The 22,405-nt window shown below is 44.4% G+C and carries 15 protein-coding genes; 8 read left to right on the top strand and 7 right to left on the bottom strand.

Annotated features, from left to right (window positions below):
* Positions 1–18: 18 nt before the first annotated feature.
* Positions 19–1,491, top strand: coding sequence for a ribosome biogenesis GTPase Der (gene der / locus L2730_RS08045; protein WP_020911619.1), 1,473 nt, complete (start codon positions 19–21; stop codon positions 1,489–1,491).
* 848 nt (positions 1,492–2,339) lie between these two features.
* Here der and L2730_RS08050 read toward each other — a convergent pair.
* The 4 genes from L2730_RS08050 to L2730_RS08065 all read right to left on the bottom strand — a co-directional run bounded on the left by L2730_RS08050 (position 2,340) and on the right by L2730_RS08065 (position 6,348).
* Positions 2,340–2,996: an alcohol dehydrogenase catalytic domain-containing protein gene (locus L2730_RS08050; protein WP_248974112.1), complete on the bottom strand. Its 657-nt coding sequence runs from the start codon at positions 2,994–2,996 to the stop codon at positions 2,340–2,342.
* A gap of 159 nt (positions 2,997–3,155) precedes the next feature.
* On the bottom strand, positions 3,156–4,244 hold the full coding sequence (locus tag L2730_RS08055; RefSeq protein ID WP_248974113.1) for an alkene reductase: 1,089 nt from the start codon (positions 4,242–4,244) through the stop codon (positions 3,156–3,158).
* A 9-nt stretch (positions 4,245–4,253) separates the two neighbouring features.
* The gene (locus tag L2730_RS08060; protein ID WP_248974114.1) at positions 4,254–5,351 is read right to left on the bottom strand and encodes an alkene reductase; all 1,098 of its coding nucleotides are present in this window, start codon (positions 5,349–5,351) and stop codon (positions 4,254–4,256) included.
* A 115-nt stretch (positions 5,352–5,466) separates the two neighbouring features.
* Positions 5,467–6,348 (bottom strand): LysR family transcriptional regulator, encoded by an 882-nt coding sequence (locus L2730_RS08065; RefSeq protein ID WP_248974115.1) that lies wholly within the window; start codon positions 6,346–6,348, stop codon positions 5,467–5,469.
* 191 nt (positions 6,349–6,539) lie between these two features.
* Between L2730_RS08065 and L2730_RS08070 the strand changes: the two genes are divergently transcribed.
* From L2730_RS08070 to L2730_RS08080, 3 genes are all read left to right on the top strand, one after another.
* Positions 6,540–7,706 (top strand): MFS transporter, encoded by a 1,167-nt coding sequence (locus L2730_RS08070; RefSeq protein ID WP_248974116.1) that lies wholly within the window; start codon positions 6,540–6,542, stop codon positions 7,704–7,706.
* Positions 7,707–7,839: 133 nt separating this feature from the next.
* Positions 7,840–8,532, top strand: a complete 693-nt coding sequence (locus L2730_RS08075) for an SDR family oxidoreductase (RefSeq protein ID WP_248974117.1) — start codon at positions 7,840–7,842, stop codon at positions 8,530–8,532.
* 1,022 nt (positions 8,533–9,554) lie between these two features.
* Positions 9,555–10,553 (top strand): helix-turn-helix domain-containing protein, encoded by a 999-nt coding sequence (locus L2730_RS08080; RefSeq protein ID WP_248974118.1) that lies wholly within the window; start codon positions 9,555–9,557, stop codon positions 10,551–10,553.
* A gap of 73 nt (positions 10,554–10,626) precedes the next feature.
* On the opposite strand, the gene xseA is transcribed toward L2730_RS08080, so the two are convergent.
* Positions 10,627–11,964 carry an exodeoxyribonuclease VII large subunit gene (gene xseA, locus L2730_RS08085; protein WP_248974119.1) on the bottom strand — a complete coding sequence of 446 codons (1,338 nt, stop codon included), beginning with the start codon at positions 11,962–11,964 and terminating at the stop codon, positions 10,627–10,629.
* Positions 11,965–12,084: 120 nt separating this feature from the next.
* Here xseA and guaB point away from each other — a divergent pair, with 120 nt between their 5' ends.
* From guaB to tadA, 3 genes are all read left to right on the top strand, one after another.
* The gene (gene guaB / locus L2730_RS08090; protein ID WP_248974120.1) at positions 12,085–13,557 is read left to right on the top strand and encodes an IMP dehydrogenase; all 1,473 of its coding nucleotides are present in this window, start codon (positions 12,085–12,087) and stop codon (positions 13,555–13,557) included.
* A 122-nt stretch (positions 13,558–13,679) separates the two neighbouring features.
* Complete coding sequence (gene guaA, locus L2730_RS08095) at positions 13,680–15,257, top strand: glutamine-hydrolyzing GMP synthase (RefSeq protein ID WP_248974121.1); 1,578 nt, start codon at positions 13,680–13,682, stop codon at positions 15,255–15,257.
* A gap of 116 nt (positions 15,258–15,373) precedes the next feature.
* On the top strand, positions 15,374–15,934 hold the full coding sequence (gene tadA / locus L2730_RS08100; RefSeq protein WP_283105678.1) for a tRNA adenosine(34) deaminase TadA: 561 nt from the start codon (positions 15,374–15,376) through the stop codon (positions 15,932–15,934).
* Positions 15,935–15,977: 43 nt separating this feature from the next.
* Here the strand turns inward: tadA and L2730_RS21955 are convergent, their stop codons facing one another.
* Both L2730_RS21955 and mltF read right to left on the bottom strand, forming a co-directional pair.
* Positions 15,978–16,100: a hypothetical protein gene (locus tag L2730_RS21955; RefSeq protein ID WP_283105679.1), complete on the bottom strand. Its 123-nt coding sequence runs from the start codon at positions 16,098–16,100 to the stop codon at positions 15,978–15,980.
* Between the two features lie 83 nt (positions 16,101–16,183).
* Positions 16,184–17,605: a membrane-bound lytic murein transglycosylase MltF gene (gene mltF / locus L2730_RS08105; protein WP_248974213.1), complete on the bottom strand. Its 1,422-nt coding sequence runs from the start codon at positions 17,603–17,605 to the stop codon at positions 16,184–16,186.
* Positions 17,606–17,896: 291 nt separating this feature from the next.
* Between mltF and purL the strand changes: the two genes are divergently transcribed.
* Entirely contained in the window at positions 17,897–21,778 is a 3,882-nt protein-coding gene (gene purL / locus L2730_RS08110; RefSeq protein ID WP_248974214.1) for a phosphoribosylformylglycinamidine synthase, read from the top strand.
* Positions 21,779–22,405: the final 627 nt, after the last annotated feature.

Raw genomic sequence — 22,405 nt, forward strand, 5'->3', positions numbered from 1 at the left:
AGTAATAGAGGCAATTAAATGATTCCTGTTGTGGCCCTTGTTGGGCGACCAAACGTTGGTAAGTCGACCCTTTTTAACCGACTTACCCGTACCAGAGATGCCCTCGTGGCAGATTTTCCTGGGCTAACTCGGGATCGTAAGTACGGCCGAGCGCATCTGGCTGGCTATGAGTTTATTGTGGTTGATACCGGCGGTATCGATGGCACTGAAGAGGGGATTGAAACCCGCATGGCCGAACAATCGCTAGCGGCGATTGAAGAGGCTGATGTGGTGCTATTTATGACAGATGCTCGCGCTGGTCTAACTGCCGCAGATTTAGCGATTGCGCAGCATCTTCGTAGCCGTGAAAAGACAACCTTTGTAGTTGCTAACAAAGTTGATGGTATCGACGCTGACTCAGCCTGTGCCGAGTTTTGGTCATTGGGTCTTGGTGAAGTATACCAAATGGCAGCGGCGCAAGGCCGCGGCGTGACAAACATGATTGAGTACTCTTTAGCACCTTACGCAGAAGCGATGGGGATCACCAAAGACGGTGAAGGCGAAGAGAGCGAAGAAGAGCGTGAATATACCGAAGAAGAAGCGGAAGCTGAGCAGAAGCGTCTGCAAGACTTACCGATTAAACTTGCCATCATTGGTAAACCTAACGTGGGTAAATCAACGCTAACCAACCGCATCTTAGGTGAAGAGCGTGTGGTTGTTTATGATGAGCCGGGCACCACTCGTGACAGTATCTACATTCCAATGGAACGTGAAGGTCGCGAATACGTATTGATTGATACTGCTGGTGTACGCCGTCGTAGCAAGGTACATGAAACGGTTGAGAAGTTCTCGGTTATTAAAACCTTAAAAGCGGTTGAAGACTGTAACGTCGTACTACTGATCATCGATGCCCGTGAAGGTATTGCTGAGCAGGACTTAGGTCTTTTAGGTTTTGCATTGAACGCAGGTCGTGCTTTAGTGATTGCCGTCAACAAGTGGGATGGTATTGACCAAGAAGTGAAAGATCGTGTTAAGAGTGAACTTGACCGTCGTCTAGGTTTTATTGACTTTGCACGTATCCACTTTATCTCAGCATTGCACGGAACAGGTGTTGGGCATTTATATGAGTCTATCGAAGAAGCATACGACAGTGCTACGCGCCGCGTAAGTACCTCGATGTTGACCCGTATCATGCAGATGGCACAAGACGATCACCAGCCACCATTGGTGAATGGCCGTCGTGTGAAGCTTAAATACGCTCACGCAGGTGGTTACAACCCACCAATTGTCGTGGTACATGGTAATCAGGTTAAGAAGTTACCTGACTCGTACAAGCGCTTTATGATGAACTACTACCGTCGTTCACTAAAAGTTATTGGTACGCCGATCCAGATCCGTTTCCAAGACGGTGGCAACCCATTCGAAGGAATGAACACCAAGAAGCTAACGGTGAGCCAAGAGCGTCGCCGTAAGCGTATGGTTGGGCATATTCGTGATAAGAATAAAGATTAATGCTTTGCTTATCATTTGGTGATCGAGTTTGATGGCCAAGTTAGTGATAAAAAGGAACCCACGGGTTCCTTTTTTGTTAGGCTAATATCTATGACCAAGCGTCTAGCTTGTTATTGGACTGAAATGCCTTTGCACAAAGAGTTTAAAGGTCAGTATAAGGGGACAGAAAATATATGGTCATTCAACTGTATTGAGCTTTTGCAAGTCGCCGTGAATACATCCCTATAGGCTCTACTAAATCATCCATGATTTAGAAGCTTGCACAGCTCAAAGCAAGTGAGTAGCTAGCAAGCCCATTTTAGTCGCTAACTCATTATTGGACCGATATGAGGTAGCCTGAGGAGTCTAACGAACAGTATCGAAGTTAAGCGGAAATATGGCTATCAAGCGCCATTCAGCTGCATTGAGCTTTTGCAAGTCGCCGTGAATATATCCCTATAGGCTCTGCTAAATCATCCATGATTTAGAAGCTTGCACTGTCCAATTCAGATGAATTTCTAGCAAAATTCATTTTAGTCATTAACTCGTTTTTGGACAGAAATCATTTAGCACATGATTTAAAAAATGTCGTAAAGATTAGTTTACTCATCATCAGTTATGTGATCCACTATCCAAGCTAAACGTAGGGAGCCAGTTATGTGACTCTGCCCAAGAAGTTAAATAGTGCAATCTAACTCAATGTAATTATAGTTTTTAATTTTGTGAATTCACAGTGCTTCAATGCTTCAGGCATCAGCCCAAATTTAAAAGTGATTGGAATACTAATATCAATATGACTTTTAGCAACTCGTTCAAGTAATGCTTCGCCGTTTCGCATCAGGGCTTTCCAGTCATTTATATCGCCAAAATCATGTAACGCTCCATGCGCTATTTCGTGATAAGAAATAGTGCGGGTAGATGGGCGCAGGTATGCGATCTTGTATGCAAACAATGTGTCCATTTGCGCTTAACAGTGGCACTAAATGAGCGGCATTTTCGCCACTTACCGCATCAAAAATGGCGAAATATTTATTATTTACTTGAGATTGCTCCCGATAAAGCTGGCGTATGCCTAGCTTTTTTGCACGCTCTTCGCTCAAACTAGCAGAGACAACATCAACAATATAACCTGCATTTATTAAAATCTGAGATAGCAAATTATTGACAGATCCAAAACCAACGATAAGGACTTCTCTCTGGCTGGTTAACGGAATTTTTTCAAATGCTTGCCATGCAGTGAGCATTGGGCAAGGTAGCGCAGCGGCAAGTTCGAATGAGAGACTATCAGGCAACATCATTACTCGCCCAGATTTCAACATTGTACACTCAGCAAAGCTACCATGGCGATTAAGTGATGCATGGTATGCCACTCGACACCCAATTAGACTCTTATCTACGTTAGTACCTACTTGTACAATGACACCTGAACCATCAACTCCTGGCACATGACCATCTTGCCAATTCAAGGGGTTGGCTTGAATAAACTTCCAATCCACAGGATTGATACCTATGGCTTTGTTTAGCACTAAAATTTCATTGTCTGCTAAAAGTGGGACTGCGGCCTTACCTAAAGCAACACAATTTAACTCAGTTTGATATTGCCAAATTTGATGTTTTTACATCATTTTTCAGTTCACTTAATAAAAAAATAAGGCACCAAGGCGTTGTCCTTGGTGCCTAGTATATTAGCCCTGATAACTAGGGTAATCGATGTAGCCAGCTTCAGCGCCACCATACAGTGTGAGTCTGGCGTCGGCATCAAACTCAGTCAGTGGCCAATCATGAGCAAAACGGGAGACTAAATCTGGATTAGTGACAAAAGGAGTACCAAAAGCAACGAAATCTGCATACTGATTATCAAGTAACCCTTGTGCAGATTGCTTGGACAATTTTCCTGCAACCATTATCGGGTTAGTGTATATGCGGCGTACCTGTTGACGAAATGCATCAGGCACCTCTACATAACGCGAAATGTTTTCTGAAAAATGCACATACGCAAGATTCATTGGCTGCAGTTTTTCCAATAATGCTAGCGTTAATGGAACAATTTCAACGTCATCTCCAGCAAACCCTTCTCCGATATAAGGCGACAAACGGATAGCTACTCTCCCACCCCCGATTTTATTAGTAAGAGCTTGCAACGTATCAAGTAGAAAACGCATGCGATTTTCTTGACTACCGCCATATTGATCACTGCGTTGATTGCTTTCTAAACGCAAAAAAGTATCAAATAAGTACCCATGTGCTGCATGGACTTCCACGCCATCAAAACCAGCTTCAATGGCGTTTTTGCCAGCTTGTACAAAATCCGCAATCGTGCTCCTAATGTCTTGAAGCGTCATCTCCCGTGGCGTTTCTGTTTCAATCATCCCAAAGCCACCTTCAGCTAGTGGACCAAATACTTGATCTGGGATTTTAATCGCTGATGGGGCTAACGGCTTAGTACCTGAAATATCAGAATGACTGCGTCGCCCCACATGCCAAAGTTGAGCAAATATTTTTCCGCCTTCTTGATGCACAGCTTGGGTAGTTTTTTTCCAGCCTTCGATGTGCTCTGGGGTATAAATGCCCGGAGTCATCGAATAACCTCGTGCAGCCGCTGATATCGGGGTGCCCTCTGATACAATGAGTCCAGCACTGGCTCGTTGACGGTAATATGTCGCCATCATCTCATTAGGTATATTACCTGGTTGAGAAGTGCGTGAACGAGTCATCGGTGCCATCGCAATCCGATTATTGGTTTCTAATGTTTTACCTTTGAATGTGTTGAACATGTGTTTCCCCTAAGCTTGATAAATTGGATAGTCAGTGAGCCCTTTTTCTGTGCCACCAAACAAGGTATTTGGGTCGTGTTCAGCAAGGGGATAGCCATTTTTCATGCGTTCAGGCAAGTCTGGATTTGCCACAAAAGGTCGACCGAAGCCAATCATATCTGCCAATCCATCATTAAGTGCGTGTTCTGCTTTGTCTGCGTTATAGCGACCTGCGTAGATCAGCACGCCTTGAAACGCATTGCGCATTGCACGTTTGAATGAGACGGGTGTATCTGGTGCATCATCCCAATCGACTTCAGCAATATGTAGGTACACTATATGATGTTTATTGAGTAACGCTGCGGCAGCGGTATAGGTATCAATAGGGTTCGCATCAACGGTACCATTGAGGGTTGTTAAAGGTGCCAAGCGCACACCAACGCGATCTGCGCCAATAGCATCGACCATTGCAGTAACAATCTCATCAAGAAAACGAAGACGATTTTCAAGGCTGCCACCGTACTCATCAAAGCGAACATTCGCCTCTGAATCAATAAATTGGTTGATTAAATAACCATTCGCGGCATGCAGTTCAATGCCATCAAAGCCTGCCTCAATGGCATTCAATGCGGCTTGACGGTAATCTTCAATCACTTGCTGAATATCGGCTTTTGTCATCGCTCTGGGCTCTACCACATCAACAAAACCGGGCGCATCATTGCCATTATCGACAAATATTTTTACATTTTCAGCTTTTAGCGCTGATGAAGAAATGGGTTGTTCGCCACCGATATTATCTGGATGAGTCACTCGGCCTACATGCCATAACTGCGCAAAAATCGCGCCTTGTTTGGCATGCACTGCGTCTGTCACTTTACGCCAACCTGCAATCTGCTCTGGTGTGTAAATACCTGGGGTCCACGCATAGCCTTTTGCAGTAGCTGAAATTTGCGTGCCTTCAGATACAATCAGCCCTGCACTGGCACGCTGAGCGTAATAGGTTGCCATCATGTCATTAGCGACATCACCAGGCTGACTGGCTCTTGAGCGCGTCATCGGTGGCATAACAATGCGGTTTTTGAGTGTGAGTCCACCCAGCGTGAATGGTTGAAATAGTGATAGTGACATAGTTGAGCCCTCTTCATTTGATAGGGGCATACTAGCAAATGAATCACTAAGCACTTATAGCAACAAAGACAAATAATATTTGTTAAATTTGCAACAATCAACTCATTTAAGCTGTCTACAGGGTTAACTTAGGCTTAATAAAATCAATAAAAGCAGAAATCCGCTTGGCCACAGAAGAAGTCTTATAATACACAGCGTTGACTTGCTCTCTTCTTGGGTGGCTAATTTTTTCGCTCTCCAACAGCGGGATTAAACGTCCTTCGGCAATATCTTTATTCACCATAAACCCTGATAGACATGCAATGCCATTTCCTGCCAACACAATTTGTCGAATGGTTTCGCCATTACTTGATGACATCAAAGCGTCTAACTGGCTAAAACCTTTTAAAGGCCAGTCATTCAAAATCTTAGGGGCGACAAATCCAATAAGATTATGCTGAGCGAGATCGCTGGTTTTGGTGGGGAGCCCGCGTTTTGATATATATTCTGGTGAAGCCACAATATACAAGGGGCTTCGACCCAGCGACCGAGCATGTAGGGTCGAATCGCTCAACGTACCAATTCGGATTGCTAAATCGGTTTTCTTTTCTAGCAAATCCACAATGCCTTCATTGGAGGTTATTTCTAGCTCAATATCGGGATAGGTTTGATTAAATGACTGCAGCAATGGCACCAGTTGGTGAAACACAAACGGACTAGCCGCGTCGACACGTAAACGGCCTTTGGGCAATTCCCCACGGGAAATAATATCTTCTTCCGCCTGCTGTAATTGCATTAACCCCACCCGCACAGAGTCAATGAACTGGCGTCCTTCATCGGTTAATTCAATACGTCTGGTGGTTCGGTTTAAAATAGTGACCCCAAGTTGGCTCTCCACTTTACTGACCGCTCTGGATACTCGTGCGACTTGTATATCTAGGCTCTCTGCTGCCGCTGAAAAACCTCCCGTATCGACTACAGCTAGTAAAATGGCTAAATCATCAGATTTTGTTCGCATGCTATTTCCCTCAATTTTACCCACTCCTCATTAGGTTTGTTGCATTTATAACAAATATCATTTGTAAAAACCTCTGTTTTTCACAAAAAATCTTTAATGCAAAATGCCACCCATCAATTATCAACGCGACTGCATAGCGACCAATACATCGGCTATTGCTAGTCATTTTCAAACAACAGAGAGTAAATATTATGCCTTTAGCACTTCTCGCATTGACGCTAAGCGCCTTTGCTATTGGAACAACGGAGTTTGTGATCGTGGGGCTACTCCCGAGCATGGCCTCAGACTTAAATGTATCACTACCTTCAGCAGGGTTGCTGGTTAGCCTTTATGCACTTGGTGTTGCCATTGGTGCCCCGGTTTTAACGGCTTTAACAGGAAAGTGGAATCGTAAACACGTATTGATTACCGTAATGTCACTGTTTGTTGTCGGTAACTTAATAGCATGGCAAGCACCTGGATATAACACCTTAATTGTCGCTCGTATTTTGACAGGTTTAGCCCATGGTGTATTTTTCTCAATTGGTTCAACCATTGCTACAGGCCTAGTGCCCAAAGAAAAAGCTGCAAGCGCCATTGCGATTATGTTCACTGGTTTAACCGTGGCGTTAGTCACAGGCGTGCCGCTTGGGACTTACATAGGTCAAACCTTTGGATGGCAATCAACCTTCTTAATTGTTGCGCTATTAGGTTTAATCGCATTAATTGGTAGCGCTTTATTAGTACCAAATAACTTAAAACAACCTGCTGCAGCTAAGCTTTCATCGCAGCTTAAGGTATTAACTCAACCTCGATTATTACTGGTTTATGCGATTACCGCGCTGGGTTATGGCGGCACTTTTACAGCATTCACTTTCCTTGCTCCGATTTTGCAGCAAGAATCAGGCTTTAGTGCTAATGCAATTAGTTTAATTATGTTGGTTTATGGTGTATCCGTTGCTATTGGTAATATTTGGGGCGGTAAAATGGCCGATAAAATAGGCCCAATAAAAGCACTTACCATTATTTTTACTGGTCTTGCTGCTGTGCTTATCGTGTTCAATTTTACCGCCGTTAACCCTATCGCTGCGGTAGCCACGATTTTAGTTTGGGGAGCATTTGCATTCGGTAATGTTCCAGGTTTACAAGTATATGTAGTGAAACTTGCTGAAAAATATACACCAGATGCAGTGGATGTTGCTTCCGGTTTAAACATAGCAGCCTTTAACGTTGGTATTGCACTTGGTTCATGGGGTGGAGGGATGATTGTCGCTAAAGCTGGCTTAATGCATACACCTTGGGTCGGTGCGGTGGTGGTACTGATAGCGCTTGCTTTGACCCGCTTTAGTGGTCGCCTTGATAAGCGTGCAGAAAGTTAGTGATATAAAAAGAGTATTGATGAAATAAACATGATTCTTACTCTTAGAACTGGTCAATGCAGCCGCATTGGCCAGCTTTCGCAACTGATATTGATTGGTATTAGATAAGATTGAAACTGATAAGAGGCATTCAATGAAAACCGTTTTTATTACTGGAGCAAATCGTGGCCTAGGACTAGAGCTTGCAAAGCAATATGCACAGCGTAACTACAAGGTCATTGCCTGCTGTCGCGATATTGATTCAGCGCATGAATTGACCCTTTTAGAACAACAGTATTCAACCATCCGCCCTTATGCTTTAGATGTCAGTAATGAAACAGATATTCTCGCTTTAACTGAGGTATTTAAAGCCCAACCTATTGATGTGCTTATTCATAATGCTGGTGTGAGTGGTGAAGGATGTGACAATTTAAGCAATATGGATCAGCAAGGATGGCTAGATGTGTTAAAGGTCAATACCATCGCGCCTATGTTAATTACACAAGCCTTGCTCAATAGTATTCTCGTTGGCCAAGATAAAACCATTATTGGGATGACATCAATACTGGCCAGCATTGATGATAACCGCTCAGGGGGCCGATACAGCTATCGAGCATCAAAAGCAGCACTTAATCAGATTATTAAATCATTGGCCTGTGAGTTATCGGACTCTGGTGTAAAAACCATGGCGATTCATCCGGGCTGGGTACAAACCGATATGGGCGGAAAAGACGGCAAGTTGACAGTTCAAGCAAGTGTCAAGGGAATGCTTAATGTCATTGATAATTTAAAAGCAAAACACTCAGGCTCATTTTTTGTTTACGATGGCACTCAACTGCCATGGTAAATTGGGTATTTACGTCATTTACACGTTCTGAGTCTACAAAATGTTATTCGCTTTTATTATTTTAATTCTCTTCATTATTGCTTTGCTCGGGTGGTATTTGCAAAAAGTGTCTTGTGATATTTCCAAAAGTGACTGGGCGTGGGAAGACGATGAATACCTATGATTTGGTATTGTCTACATTAAAGCTTCCAATACCAAGTTGTGATTTTTGGAAGCTTTCCGTATTAAGCCTGATGAAGGGCTAACATCATAGAGGTTCAAAGTATTTCATTATCAGTCACTATAATAAGCGAAAATAAGTCTAAGCACATTAAAGAACCTATGGAAAACTTGCAGACTAGATCTAATGCTGAGTAAATACGTTAACACACAATGGGGCAAAATTGAGTTACAAAACTAACAGAAAACACCTATCCCCCATCGGAGTTGCCGAAGTACGTTGAAGAAATAGCCGTAATGCCCACACGGTCTTTCTCGTGCATCCATGCACTTCAAGACATTCAGGCATCCTGCCTATTAGATGTGGGCATAGCTTTCGCAGGACAGGATGTCCCATCGGAAGCGTTAGGTTATTTCAAATAAGTACGAGGGAGACAACTTCGTCTGGGGCGCTGAGGGGGGGACTCTTTTGAAATCAAGAGCGGGGCGCAAGCGCTTTGCCCCTTGGCTCGGGTGTGGGCGAAGCGCCACGACTTAGGTCAAGCGTAGCTTGATAAAACTAATAGAGGACCAACTCACTTTGGGGCAAAAGTTAGTTGTGGGCTCTTTATTTACCCGCGCAGCATAACTCTAAAGCCCCTGATGTGAACCTTTCATACAAAATAATCGTGCAGGCATTCTTTTACTGTCTAAGTAAATACTAACTTGTGAGTCTCAATTAAAATCGCTAGCTTAAGTGTTTAAGCCGATAAAAGATCCCATCGCAACTAGGGTGCAACCGCTGGTTGACACAATGTTAGCTGCAGTTGGTAGTATGCAACCATCTGATTTAATAAGCTTACGGCTAAATAACAGACCAAGGAATGACGCTTATGATTTTAGCAGGCAAGATAATCAGATTAAGGAAGCAGTGCGGCTGGTCGCAGGAAGACCTAGCTGAAAAGATGAATGTCTCAAGGCAGTCAGTCTCAAAGTGGGAAAGCGCCAATAGCATACCTGACTTAAACCGGATAATAACACTGGCAGAGATTTTTGAGGTCTCAACTGATTTTTTACTAAAAGATGAAACCGAAGTCAGTGAAACTCTAGAAAGCGTTTCTCAGACCAGTTTGATAAGCCTAGAGCAAGCCTTAGCCTATACCGATAAAAAAGTAACAGTGTCTGAACTTATTACCAAAGGGGTGGTACTTTGTGTGTGTTCTGTTGTGCCACTGTTTTTCTTTTTGGCGATGGCTGAAACCAATCGTTTAGGCATGACAGGTGATATAGCGGCAGTGTTAGGGGTTATCTCAATACTCATCATGGTTTCTATGGCTGTTAGCTTTTTTATTAAAATTAACCAGTATGAAGCAGGTTTTGCTGTAATTGATAATCAGCCGTTTGAGTTGGATTATGGCGTACATGGCGTGATTAGTGAGAAATTACAAAAGTATAGACCGACCTACAACTTCAGATTATCCATCGCAATATTTTTGTTTATTTTCAGCTTTGTGCCCTTGATGACTATCAGTATGTTCATTAATGGTTCAGCAATCGTTTTAATCATGCTAATTGTTATGATGTTTATGATTGCGGCTGGTATTTATATCATTTCATCTGTTAGCGCTAAATACATGGCTTACACCAATATTTTAAAAGAGGGCTGCTTAAAAACTGAGAAAAGCAAAAGGGCGTTGAGAGCTCAAAAGTTAGCTGCATTTTATTGGCCGCTATTGGTGGCAATATATCTTGGCTGGAGCCTGTGGACGATGAATTGGGGCGTAACCTGGATAATTTGGCCCGTGGGGGCAGTACTGTTTATCGCTTTGGTCGGACTAATGGAGTTATTAGATAAAGAAGATATAAATCCTGCTGGTTTCTAAATATATCTACTTAGTTATGCAAAGTTATCTAGGTGGTTGCCCCTCAGAGCTGAGGGGCTGGTAACGTTGTAGATTATCCAAGCTCAGTCACAGTCGATGTGACTTTGCCATCTCGAAGACGTGTCGTTAACGTATCACCTACCAGCGTATCTTCAGCTGCTTGTAGCACCTTGCCTTTGCCATTTAAGGTAATACTGTACCCTCGGCTTAATGTTGCCAGTGGGCTTACAGTATCGAGCTGCTGCGCGCGGTGGGCTATGCGCTGTTCGCTCATGGAAAGCTTGTCAGTGATAGCTGTCGTCAATTTTTCGGATAGATATCTCAAGCGCTGACTTTCTAAATCTAGTCGATGTTGTGGTGACTGGTTATCGAGTCTATTTGCTAACTGCTGCTGCTTAAGCGTCAAGCTATGTAGCTTTGTTTGCAGGGCTTTTTGCAGTCTGAGTTGCATCTCATCAAAGGTTTGCTCATAGGTATGCAAACGTCGTTGTGGATCCTGTTTTTGCAGCTTATGCTCGCAAGTTTGCAACCTATTTTGCTGCTTTAATTGATAGTGCTGCCAGCTTTGCTTTAAGCGCGACAATACAGCAGTTAATTTCTGCGCTTTATTGTCGGCATCTTTCGATAATAATTCGGCTCCAGCTGATGGTGTTGGCGCACGCAGATCGGCAACATAATCACTAATGGTGGTGTCAACTTCATGACCAACGGCAGAAACTACCGGGATACCACTGTTATAGATGGTATGGGCTAAACCTTCATCATTAAAGCTCCATAGATCTTCAAGGGAGCCACCGCCGCGGGTCACTAATAGTACATCCACTTCAGCGCGGCTATTGGCTAAGTTAATGGCATTACAGATACTCACCGCTGCGTCAGTGCCTTGTACCGCTGTTGGGTAGATGATGACCTCTATTGATGAGTCGCGGCGGGCGAGTACATGTAAGATATCGCGAATGGCGGCGCCAGTCGGGGAGGTCACCACGCCAATACGCTGAATATTTTCTGGCAGCGGACGTTTGGTGTCGGTGGCGAACATGCCCTCGGCGGCAAGCTTCATTTTGAGGGCTTCATATTGCTGTGCAAGTAAACCGTCGCCGGCAGGTAGCATAGATTCAATTAATAGCTGATAGTCACCCCTTGGTTCATAAACGCTAATATTGCCTTTAACGAGTACTTGTTGACCGTTAGCGGGTCTGAAAGTTACCGCTTGGTTGCGGCCTTTAAACATGGCGCAACGGATCTGCGAGAAATTATCTTTGAGAGTCAGATACCAATGGCCAGAACCGGGCGCGGCAAAATTTGAGATTTCAGCATTTAGCCAAATTCGACCTAGTTGCCCCTCGAGAAGTTGTCTGACTTCTCCATTGAGTCGAGAGACGGTGTAAACGTTGTTTTTTGAGGTTTTCATTATTTTTTTACACACAAATGCTAATTAATGCCTATTTTCCATTTACCAACCCAGATATGCAAGGTATAATCTCGCCGCAATATTTCACCTCTAAATCCTACTCTCTTGGGGAGATGTTGCATGTTAAGATTAAAGAAAGAAGCGCTAACGTTTGATGATGTGTTGCTAGTTCCAGCGCACTCCACCGTCCTCCCAAATACTGCCGTTCTCAAAACACGTCTAACAAATACGATAGAACTGAACACGCCTATAGTGTCTGCTGCGATGGATACCGTCACAGAAGCACGCTTAGCAATTGCGATTGCGCAAGAAGGCGGTTTAGGATTTATCCATAAAAATATGACGATTGAGCAACAGGCTGAAGAAGTTCGCAAAGTAAAAATTTACGAAGCGGGTATTGTTCAGCAGCCAGTGACTGTGACGCCGGCCACCACTCTAGCCGATCTTAAAGTATTGACTGAAAAGAACGGTTTTGCTGGTTACCCTGTCGTTAATGAAGCCAATGAACTTGTCGGTATTATTACTGGCCGTGATGTGCGTTTTGTTACTGATTGGAGCCGTACTGTTGATCAGGTCATGACGCCTAAAGATCGACTTGTTACAGTAGCTGAAGGCACTAAGCTTGATGAAGTGCAAACACTGATGCATTCTCACCGCGTTGAGAAAGTATTGGTTGTTGATGACAACTTTAAGCTTAAAGGGCTTATTACCGTTAAAGATTTCCAAAAAGCTGAGCGTAAGCCTAATGCATGTAAAGACGAACTAGGTCGTTTACGTGTTGGTGCTGCGGTTGGGGCTGGCCCTGGTAATGAAGAGCGTGTTGACGCGCTTGTTCTTGCCGGTGTCGATATCTTGCTTATCGACTCATCTCATGGCCACTCTGAAGGCGTACTACAACGCATTCGTGATACTCGCGCTAAATACCCTGAACTACAAATCGTTGGTGGCAACGTAGCGACTGCAGAAGGTGCAATTGCACTGGTTGAAGCAGGTGTAAACGCGGTTAAAGTGGGTATTGGCCCTGGTTCAATCTGTACCACTCGTATTGTTACTGGTGTGGGTGTTCCGCAAATTACTGCTGTATCTGACGCTGCTGCTGCGGTTAAGCATCTAAATATTCCAGTTATCGCTGATGGTGGTATTCGTTTCTCTGGTGATTTGGCTAAAGCACTTGCTGCTGGTGCATCATGCATCATGGCGGGTTCTATGTTTGCTGGTACCGATGAAGCACCTGGCGAAACTGAACTTTATAATGGCCGAGCTTATAAGTCATACCGTGGAATGGGCTCATTGGGCGCAATGACACAAACACAAGGTTCGTCTGATCGTTACTTCCAAAGTGATAACGCTGCAGACAAGCTAGTCCCTGAGGGTATCGAAGGTCGCGTTGCTTACAAAGGTAAGCTTAAAGAGATCATTCATCAGCACATGGGCGGGTTGCGTTCATGCATGGGCCTAACAGGTTGTGCCACGATTAAAGAACTTAATGAGAAAGCTGAGTTTGTTAAAATCACCGCTGCTGGCATGGGCGAGTCTCATGTTCACGATGTGAAAATTAGCAAAGAAGCGCCGAACTACAGTTCAGGTTCTTAAAGTTTGCTAGGCGACCATGACGGTCGCCTTTTATTTAGTTGTGAACTGCCTTAGCGATTAATCGCTATACACGCAGTACTGATAGATTTTAGTTAAACAGAAATATAAAGATAAGGTACCCCATGAGCAACATTCATGAGCATAAGATCCTAATCCTAGATTTTGGATCGCAATACACCCAATTGATTGCCCGCCGTATTCGTGAAATCGGTGTTTATTGTGAACTTTGGGCTTGGGATGTTTCCGAAGAGCAAATTCGTGGTTTTGCACCCAACGGCATTATCTTAGCGGGGGGGCCTGAAAGCGTGACTGCAGACAACTCTCCACGTGCCCCTGAGTATGTATTTAACGCTGGCGTTCCAGTACTTGGTATTTGCTATGGCATGCAGACGATGTCAGAGCAGCTTGGCGGTAAAGTGATTCAAGGTGTTGGAGAGGGGGAGTTTGGTTACGCGCAAGTAGAAGTACAAACTCAATCTGCACTATTTAAAGCGATTGAAGATGCGGTAAGCGAAACAGGTAAGCCATTACTTGACGTTTGGATGAGCCATGGCGATAAAGTGTCGGAGATCCCTGACGGTTTCGTTACCGTTGCTAACACTGAGACGTGTCCGTTTGCTGCTATGGCAAACGAAGACAAAAAATTCTACGGTGTTCAGTTCCATCCTGAAGTGACTCATACTCGCCAAGGCAAGCGCATGCTTGAGCATTTTGCTCTCGATATTTGTGGCTGTGACGCTAACTGGAAACCCTCTTCAATTATTGAAGATGCGGTAGAGCGTTTAAAGAAACAGATTGGTGATGATGAAGTTATCCTCGGTCTATCTGGTGGTGTAGATTCATCTGTCGTTGCAATGCTGCTGCACCGCGCAATTGGCGATAAACTGACTTGTGTATTCGTTGATAACGGTTTGCTGCGTTTAAATGAAGCTCAGCAAGTGATGGATATGTTTGGTGATCACTTTGGACTGAATATCATCCACGTTGATGCTGAAAACCGTTTCCTTGATGCGATGGCGGGTGAAGCCGATCCAGAAGCTAAGCGTAAAATCATCGGTCATGTATTTGTTGAAATTTTCGACGAAGAATCAAAGAAATGCGCAAACGCGAAATGGCTTGCCCAAGGCACTATCTACCCAGATGTGATTGAGTCTGCAGGTAGCGCAACAGGTAAAGCACACGTGATTAAATCGCACCATAACGTTGGCGGCTTGCCTGATGATATGGAACTTGGTTTGGTTGAACCACTGCGTGAACTGTTTAAAGATGAAGTGCGTAAGATTGGTCTAGAGCTAGGTCTACCGTACGACATGCTTTATCGTCACCCGTTCCCTGGACCTGGTCTTGGTGTACGTGTGCTTGGCGAAGTGAAGAAAGAGTACTGTGACTTACTGCGTTTAGCTGATGCGATTTTCATCGAAGAGCTACACAAGGCTGATCTTTATAATAAAGTGAGTCAAGCATTCACAGTGTTCCTACCGGTTCGATCTGTTGGTGTTATGGGTGACGGCCGTAAATACGATTGGGTTGTCAGCTTACGTGCGGTAGAAACTATCGACTTTATGACAGCGCATTGGGCACATCTGCCATATGACTTCTTAGGTCGTGTATCTAATCGAATCATTAATGAAATAGACGGCATTTCACGTGTTGTTTACGATATTTCAGGTAAGCCACCTGCAACTATTGAGTGGGAATAACTCATTTTAGCTAGCGAGCTATACTGGTTGATATAAAAGGTGCTTCGGCACCTTTTTTATTTTGCAGCACAATTGCTAGAATAGCGCCGATTTAATACATGTATCTGGAGAGTCGATTGCCAAATCGCGATAACACACAACAAACTGCAGCACAGGTAGCACAAGCAGAAGACGATAGCCGTTTTATGAAAATGGCAATGGAGATGGCTGCTAAGGCGGAAGAAAAGGGCGAGGTACCCGTTGGCGCCGTTTTGGTTAAAGATGGTGAAGTGGTTAGCGCGGGGTTTAATTACAGTATTGGGCTGCATGACCCCAGCGCTCACGCTGAGATGCAATGCATTCGGCAAGCGGGTCAGTTGCTGGAAAATTACCGGCTATTAGATACCACGCTTTACGTGACATTAGAGCCCTGTGCTATGTGCGCTGGTGCAATTGTTCACTCTAGGATTAGTCGACTGGTTTATGGCGCGAATGATGAGAAAACCGGGGCTGCAGGCACAGTTATTGATATTGTGCGTCACCCTGCATTTAATCACCAAGTAGAGGTTACCGCAGGAGTGAGAGACGAGGCATGTAGTGAGCAACTTAGCGCTTTTTTTAAGCGTCGGAGAAAAGAGAAAAAAGCCGCCAAAGCGCTGGCTAAACTTGAATCTTCTGAACTCGCGAGTAAGGGGTAGTCGTTACTAATGTCTGCGCCAAGATAGAAAATCTAGCACTGGATTAATCTATTGGTCTAATAAAAACAAAAAACTGCTTTTGTCTATTGAGTGTTTTTAAGTGACGTGCTTTTAATTGTGTGCGGCGACGAGCCGCCATATTGTTTATCGCTCTTTTTTTCATCATCTATCTCCTTATTTTAACTTCATACCAACTTACAGCAATATGATGAATTTTAAATGAATAGCAAAAAATAAAGTTCAGCGCTTCTATTGTGGTTGGGCACCTTCCATTGTTTGGCCACTGTTATCTGCTGTTTGGGTCACATCACTTTTAAGATCAAGCAATATGTTCTGATTATCAATCCACACTAATGTGTCATAGTAACGGCGAATACTGTCGACATAGTGCACAGCTTCATTGCCGCGGGCATAGCCGTATCGAGTCTTTTTGTAATGTTTTCTTTTTTGTAACAGCGGTAATACTTCTTTAATGTCACGCCAAGCACTGGGGTTCAGTCCCATTGATTGCGCCAGTTTTCTTGCATCTTCAACATGACCAAAACCAATATTGTAAGAGGCGAGGGCAAACCACATACGTTGGCTTTCGGGAATAGATGCTGGCAAGCGCTCAAGCATACTGTTGAGGTACTTAGCACCGCCTTGAATACTTTGGTACGGATCAAGCCTATTCTTTATTCCAACTTGTTTGGCGGTCGGAAGGGTAAGCATCATCAGTCCGCGTACACCGGTTGGTGAGCGGGCATTAGGGTTCCAGTGCGATTCTTGATATGCGGTAGCAGCGAGTTTGCGCCAGTCGATATCACCTGCATACTTCTCAAAGGTTTCTTGATATTTCGGTAGCTTATTATCGATAGCACGGATAAAGGCACGGGTATCGACATAGTCAAAACGTCTGACGTGGGCAAAGTACTTTTCATTTAAATGGGCTAGGGTACCGCTGCGCTTTTCTATGTGCCAAAATGCCAGCAACTGGCTCATTAAGCGGTCGCTATTGTTAGGCGGCAGTAGCCATACTACCGGTTGCTTCTCTTTAAGGACGGCGCCTTCACGTAGTTCAGGCATAAAGCGCCTGTTAATATCTAAGCTGGTGGAGTCAGCGATGGTGTACTGCAAGTCGCCACTGGCGATCATCGCCAATAACTCTTCCGAGTCTTTATCCTTTTCCTGTTTCCACATTAGATTAGGGTTGGATTTTTGAAGCTCGCTTAAAGTATCAACAAATGAGGAGTCGGTGATAACGGTTATATCGCCTTCGAGATCGTTGATATCTTTTGGTGGTCGCGTTCCTTGCCTATATACCAACACTTGGTTTACCCGATAGAGCGGAGGGCCGACTCTGAATTTTTCTCGTCTTGAAGGTGTGTCTGCCAGACCCGCAGCGATAATATCGATCTTTCCAGCTTTTAACGCGCCGTATAACTCACTAATGTTGGCAAATGGCATCATCTTCAGCTCAAGGTTGAGGTACTTGGCAAATCTTGCAGCCATCTCATAATCGTAACCAGATTCACCCTGACCGGAGCTAAAATAGATTTGAGGGCCAAATAAAGTGCCGACAACTAACTCTGTTTTTGGCTCAATGACGGCAACTTGCTTTTGTTCCACTACCACCTTCTGGCAGGCAGCCAGTAAGGTTATACAGCAGAAAATAAGGCAAAGCTTTCTCATCATTACTATTAGTTAGCGCTTAAAATATAAGGGAATTATGGTTTATTATATCACAGTATTAAAGCGTGCATAAAAAGGGACGTTTTTCGTAAACGCTTGTATTTTAGTATGGCTCCAAATCGAAAGTTTGCTTGATATTTCTACGCCCATTCTGCAAAAAATAAGCTGCGCTTTTTTGTATACAGGAAACACTGTTTTGTATAGCGACTGCTAATGATTTGTGGTAAACATTTCCCTATAATAGCGCCAGATCTGACCCTGCAATTATAATTTATAAGGTGAAAAGACGTGATGGAGATCATCCGCGGAGCCCCTGCACTTTCGGCGTTTAGAGTACAGAAGCTAATGCAAGCTTGTGAGTCGGCAGCACTACCAGTGCGCCAAATCTATGCCGAGTTTATCCACTTAGCTGATTTGAAAGAATCGCTAGAAGAAAATGAAAGTCAACAGCTTGAAAAAATCTTAACCTATGGCCCTGCTATTGAAGCACATCAGCCTGAAGGTAAGCTCCATTTTGTCACGCCCCGCCCCGGTACAATTTCTCCTTGGTCTTCTAAAGCAACCGATATCGCCCACAACTGTGGTCTTGATAAAGTGGTGCGCTTAGAACGTGGTATTGCCTACTACGTTGTTGCCGATGAGTTAACCGCTGCGCAAACTAAATCGTTACTTGAACTGTTACATGACCGGATGGTTGAAGTCGTTGTTAATGACTTTAATGCGGCTGATATATTGTTTGCTCGCACTGAACCTGCAAAATTTAAAAGTGTTGATATTTTAGGGCAAGGGCGTAGCGCGCTCGAGCTGGCGAATACTAGCTTAGGACTCGCGCTTGCTGAGGATGAGATTGACTATCTAGTTGAGAACTTCAAGCGTTTAGAGCGTAACCCAAATGATGTCGAGCTAATGATGTTTGCTCAAGCAAACTCTGAGCATTGTCGTCATAAGATCTTTAATGCAGATTGGACAATCGATGGCGAGGTTCAGCCAAAGTCTTTGTTCAAGATGATTAAGAACACTTTTGAGACTACACCTGAAAATGTCCTCTCGGCTTATAAAGATAATGCTGCCGTAATGACGGGTTCTACAGCTGGTCGGTTCTTCCCAAAGCAAGATGGAGTATATGGTTATCACACTGAGCCAATGCATATCTTGATGAAGGTAGAAACCCATAACCACCCAACAGCAATTAGCCCATATCCAGGTGCAGCTACCGGCAGTGGTGGTGAAATCCGTGATGAAGGTGCGACAGGGCGAGGCTCTAAGCCAAAAGCTGGTTTAACTGGTTTTAGCGTTTCAAACCTTAAAATTCCAGGTTTTGTACAGCCATGGGAAGCTGATTACGGTAAACCAGACCGCATCGTGACTGCACTTGATATTATGACTGAAGGCCCACTGGGTGGCGCAGCATTTAACAATGAGTTCGGTCGTCCTGCGCTTGTGGGTTATTTCCGAACTTACGAGCAGGAAGTGAATAGTCACAACGGTGTTGAAGTTCGTGGTTACCACAAACCGATTATGCTGGCGGGTGGTTTAGGTAATATTCGCGAAGAGCATGTTCAAAAAGGTGAGATCACTGTAGGTGCAAAATTGGTTGTACTTGGTGGCCCAGCGATGAATATCGGCCTTGGTGGCGGCGCGGCGTCTTCGATGACATCTGGCCAATCAAGCGAAGATTTAGACTTTGCTTCTGTGCAGCGTGAAAACCCAGAGATGGAACGTCGCTGTCAGGAAGTTATCGACCGTTGCTGGCAGATGGGTGACGCAAACCCAATTCAGTTTATCCACGATGTGGGCGCGGGCGGTTTGTCGAATGCATTCCCTGAGTTAGTTGATGACGGCGGACGTGGCGGTAACTTTGAGCTGCGTAGAGTGCCTTCTGATGAGCCAGGTATGAGCCCATTGGAGATCTGGTGTAACGAGTCGCAAGAGCGTTATGTGATGTCGATTGCACCAGAAAATATTGAGCTATTTACCCAAATTTGTCAGCGTGAACGTGCACCATTTGCAGTAGTTGGTGTGGCAACGGAAGAACGTGAGTTAATCCTCAGCGACGAGCACTTCGAAAACCACCCAATTGAGCTTCCGTTAGAAGTGCTTTTAGGCAAAGCACCTAAGATGAGCCGTGACGTTGTGAGCGCGAAAGCAAACTCTGCGGCACTGGATCAAAGCGGCATTGTAGTTAAAGAGGCGGCGCATCGTTTACTGCGTTTGCCTACCATTGCTGAAAAGACCTTCCTTATTACTATTGGCGATAGAACCGTAACGGGTCTAGTTAACCGTGACCAAATGGTTGGCCCATGGCAGGTACCCGTAGCAGATTGCGCCGTGACTGCGTCTAGTTACGATTCATATGTCGGTGAAGCAATGTCAATCGGTGAGCGTACGCCACTGGCACTGCTTGATTTTGGTGCTTCAGCACGTATGGCTGTTGCTGAGTCAATTTTAAATATCGCCGGTACTGATATCGGTTCATTCAAGCGCATTAAGCTTTCTGCTAACTGGATGTCGCCTGCAGGGCATCCCGGTGAAGATGCTGGTCTTTATGAGGCCGTAAAAGCGATTGGTGAAGAGCTTTGTCCAGATCTGTCCCTAACTATCCCAGTTGGTAAAGACTCTATGTCGATGAAGACGGCATGGGAAGATAATGGCGTGCAAAAAGCCGTGACTTCGCCTATGTCGTTAGTTATCACCGCTTTTGGTGTAGTGCAAGATGTTCGCAATACTGTCACGCCAGAACTGCGCAGCGATAAAGGGGACAGTGAGTTGTTGCTGCTTGACCTTGGTCTGGGTCAAAATCGTCTTGGTGGTTCTTGTTTAGCACAGGTATACAGTGAGCTGGGTGACATCGCACCAGATCTTGATAACTCTGCTACATTGAAAGGCTTCTTTGAAGTGATTCAGCCTCTAGTCGCAGACCAGTCAATAATTGCTTATCACGATAGAAGTGATGGCGGTTTATATACCACACTGGTAGAGATGGCATTTGCCGGCCACACGGGTCTAAATGTTGATTTGAGTGCCTTAGCGGGTACTGATGTAGAGCGTTTATTTAACGAAGAGCTTGGTGCAGTTATTCAAGTTCGTCGTGAAGATGCTGCCGCTATTAGCGCGAAGTTTACTGCCGCAGGTGTACCTTGCCATAAAGTAGCTGAGCTGACTGACACAGATCAAATTGCTATTTTTGATGGTGAACGTGAAGTGTTAACTGAAACGCGTACTTCGCTGCGTACTATTTGGGCTGAAACTACGTACCGCATGCAGTCACTGCGTGATAACCCTGAGTGTGCCAAAGAGGAGCATGCGCTTAAGCAAAATGCTGATGACCTTGGTCTTACTGTTGATTTAAGTTTTGACCCTAGTGAAGATGTTGCTGCGCCGTTTATCCTTAAAGGTGCCGCACCTAAGATGGCTATCTTGCGTGAGCAAGGGGTTAACTCACATATCGAAATGGCTGCGGCATTTGACCGTGCAGGCTTTGAGTCTAAAGATGTGCACATGAGTGATATTCTTAGTGGTCGCATTAGCTTAGAGGAGTTCCAAGGTCTAGTTGCTTGTGGTGGTTTCTCATACGGTGACGTACTTGGCGCGGGTGAAGGATGGGCTAAGTCTATCTTGTTTAATGCGCGTGCTCGTGAGCAGTTTAGTCAGTTCTTCGAGCGCAATGATAGCTTCTCACTAGGTGTGTGTAATGGTTGTCAGATGCTGTCTAACCTAAAAGACATCATACCTGGAACTGATTTATGGCCACACTTTGTACGTAACCGTTCTGAACGTTTTGAAGCACGCTTTAGCTTGGTTGAAGTACAAAAGAGCCCATCGCTATTCTTCCAAGGTATGGAAGGTTCACGTATGCCGATTGCTGTTTCGCACGGCGAGGGACGTGCTGAGTTTGCATCTGCTGAAGCATTAGCTGCTGCAGAAGCGTCAGGGACAGTTGCGCTGCGTTATGTTGACGGTAATGGTCAAATAGCCACTCAGTACCCACAAAACCCTAACGGTTCGCCAAATGCAATTACAGCATTGAGCTCAACCGATGGCCGTGTAACGATCATGATGCCACACCCTGAGCGTGTATTTAGAACGGTTGCTAACTCATGGCACCCTGATTCATGGGGTGAAGATAGTCCATGGATGAGAATGTTCCGTAATGTTAGAAAATCAATTGGTTAATTAGTATTAGCGTATAAATGCGTTAGTATTAGCAGCGAAAAAGCCTCTAAATATTTAGAGGCTTTTTTTATGGACAAAATTCGACGAGATAAAAGTAAGGATTAACAGTCGATTAGTGTAACTTTAGCGATGCATGTAATGCTAATTCAATGAGTTTTGTAGCGGTAACATGAAGTGAGGGCGTTAAGTTTACTTATGGTAAGTTACTGATTGTAAACCGCTCAATAGGAGGTGACGTAGGGCTGCAATTTTGGCCCATAAAAAAGCCCCCCTTAATACTAAGGGGGGCCGCTTTGCGCTAACAAAACTTCAAGATTTAATCTTGCAAAGATAGCTTGGCTTAAAGCTCTCTTGAGGTATAAAGCTCAACGAAAACACGCTGGTAGCTGCTAACTAGACGCTCAAAAAATGTATTCATAATGGTAACTCCACGTTTAAATGTTGATGATAAGCGGAGTCAGTCTTTCCGGGCTACTTCACCGGGTTAACTTGACCGTCTCCTTAACTTGGTGCTCATTTTAGGTTAGCGCTCCATTTAGATCAAACGAGAAAAAATGCTATTTAAGATTAGAATTTATAATGCCAGTTTAGGCTCTGTGTTTTACTGTCTTTGTCTCGCCGCTCGTA

Origin of the sequence: Shewanella kaireitica, from assembly GCF_023284045.1 — a bacterium.
Taxonomy (GTDB): domain Bacteria; phylum Pseudomonadota; class Gammaproteobacteria; order Enterobacterales; family Shewanellaceae; genus Shewanella; species Shewanella kaireitica.

Bases quoted from the DNA above. Each gene is read 5' to 3' on its own strand.
- L2730_RS21955 (WP_283105679.1), bottom strand. From the start codon at position 16,100: ATGATGAAAAAAAGAGCGATAAACAATATGGCGGCTCGTCGCCGCACA.
- L2730_RS08055 (WP_248974113.1), bottom strand. From the start codon at position 4,244: ATGTTCAACACATTCAAAGGTAAAACATTAGAAACCAATAATCGGATT.
- purL (WP_248974214.1), top strand. From the start codon at position 17,897: ATGGAGATCATCCGCGGAGCCCCTGCACTTTCGGCGTTTAGAGTACAG.
- L2730_RS08060 (WP_248974114.1), bottom strand. From the start codon at position 5,351: ATGTCACTATCACTATTTCAACCATTCACGCTGGGTGGACTCACACTC.
- L2730_RS08080 (WP_248974118.1), top strand. From the start codon at position 9,555: ATGACGCTTATGATTTTAGCAGGCAAGATAATCAGATTAAGGAAGCAG.
- L2730_RS08075 (WP_248974117.1), top strand. From the start codon at position 7,840: ATGAAAACCGTTTTTATTACTGGAGCAAATCGTGGCCTAGGACTAGAG.
- xseA (WP_248974119.1), bottom strand. From the start codon at position 11,964: ATGAAAACCTCAAAAAACAACGTTTACACCGTCTCTCGACTCAATGGA.
- L2730_RS08065 (WP_248974115.1), bottom strand. From the start codon at position 6,348: ATGCGAACAAAATCTGATGATTTAGCCATTTTACTAGCTGTAGTCGAT.
- guaB (WP_248974120.1), top strand. From the start codon at position 12,085: ATGTTAAGATTAAAGAAAGAAGCGCTAACGTTTGATGATGTGTTGCTA.
- L2730_RS08070 (WP_248974116.1), top strand. From the start codon at position 6,540: ATGCCTTTAGCACTTCTCGCATTGACGCTAAGCGCCTTTGCTATTGGA.
- mltF (WP_248974213.1), bottom strand. From the start codon at position 17,605: ATGAGAAAGCTTTGCCTTATTTTCTGCTGTATAACCTTACTGGCTGCC.
- guaA (WP_248974121.1), top strand. From the start codon at position 13,680: ATGAGCAACATTCATGAGCATAAGATCCTAATCCTAGATTTTGGATCG.
- der (WP_020911619.1), top strand. From the start codon at position 19: ATGATTCCTGTTGTGGCCCTTGTTGGGCGACCAAACGTTGGTAAGTCG.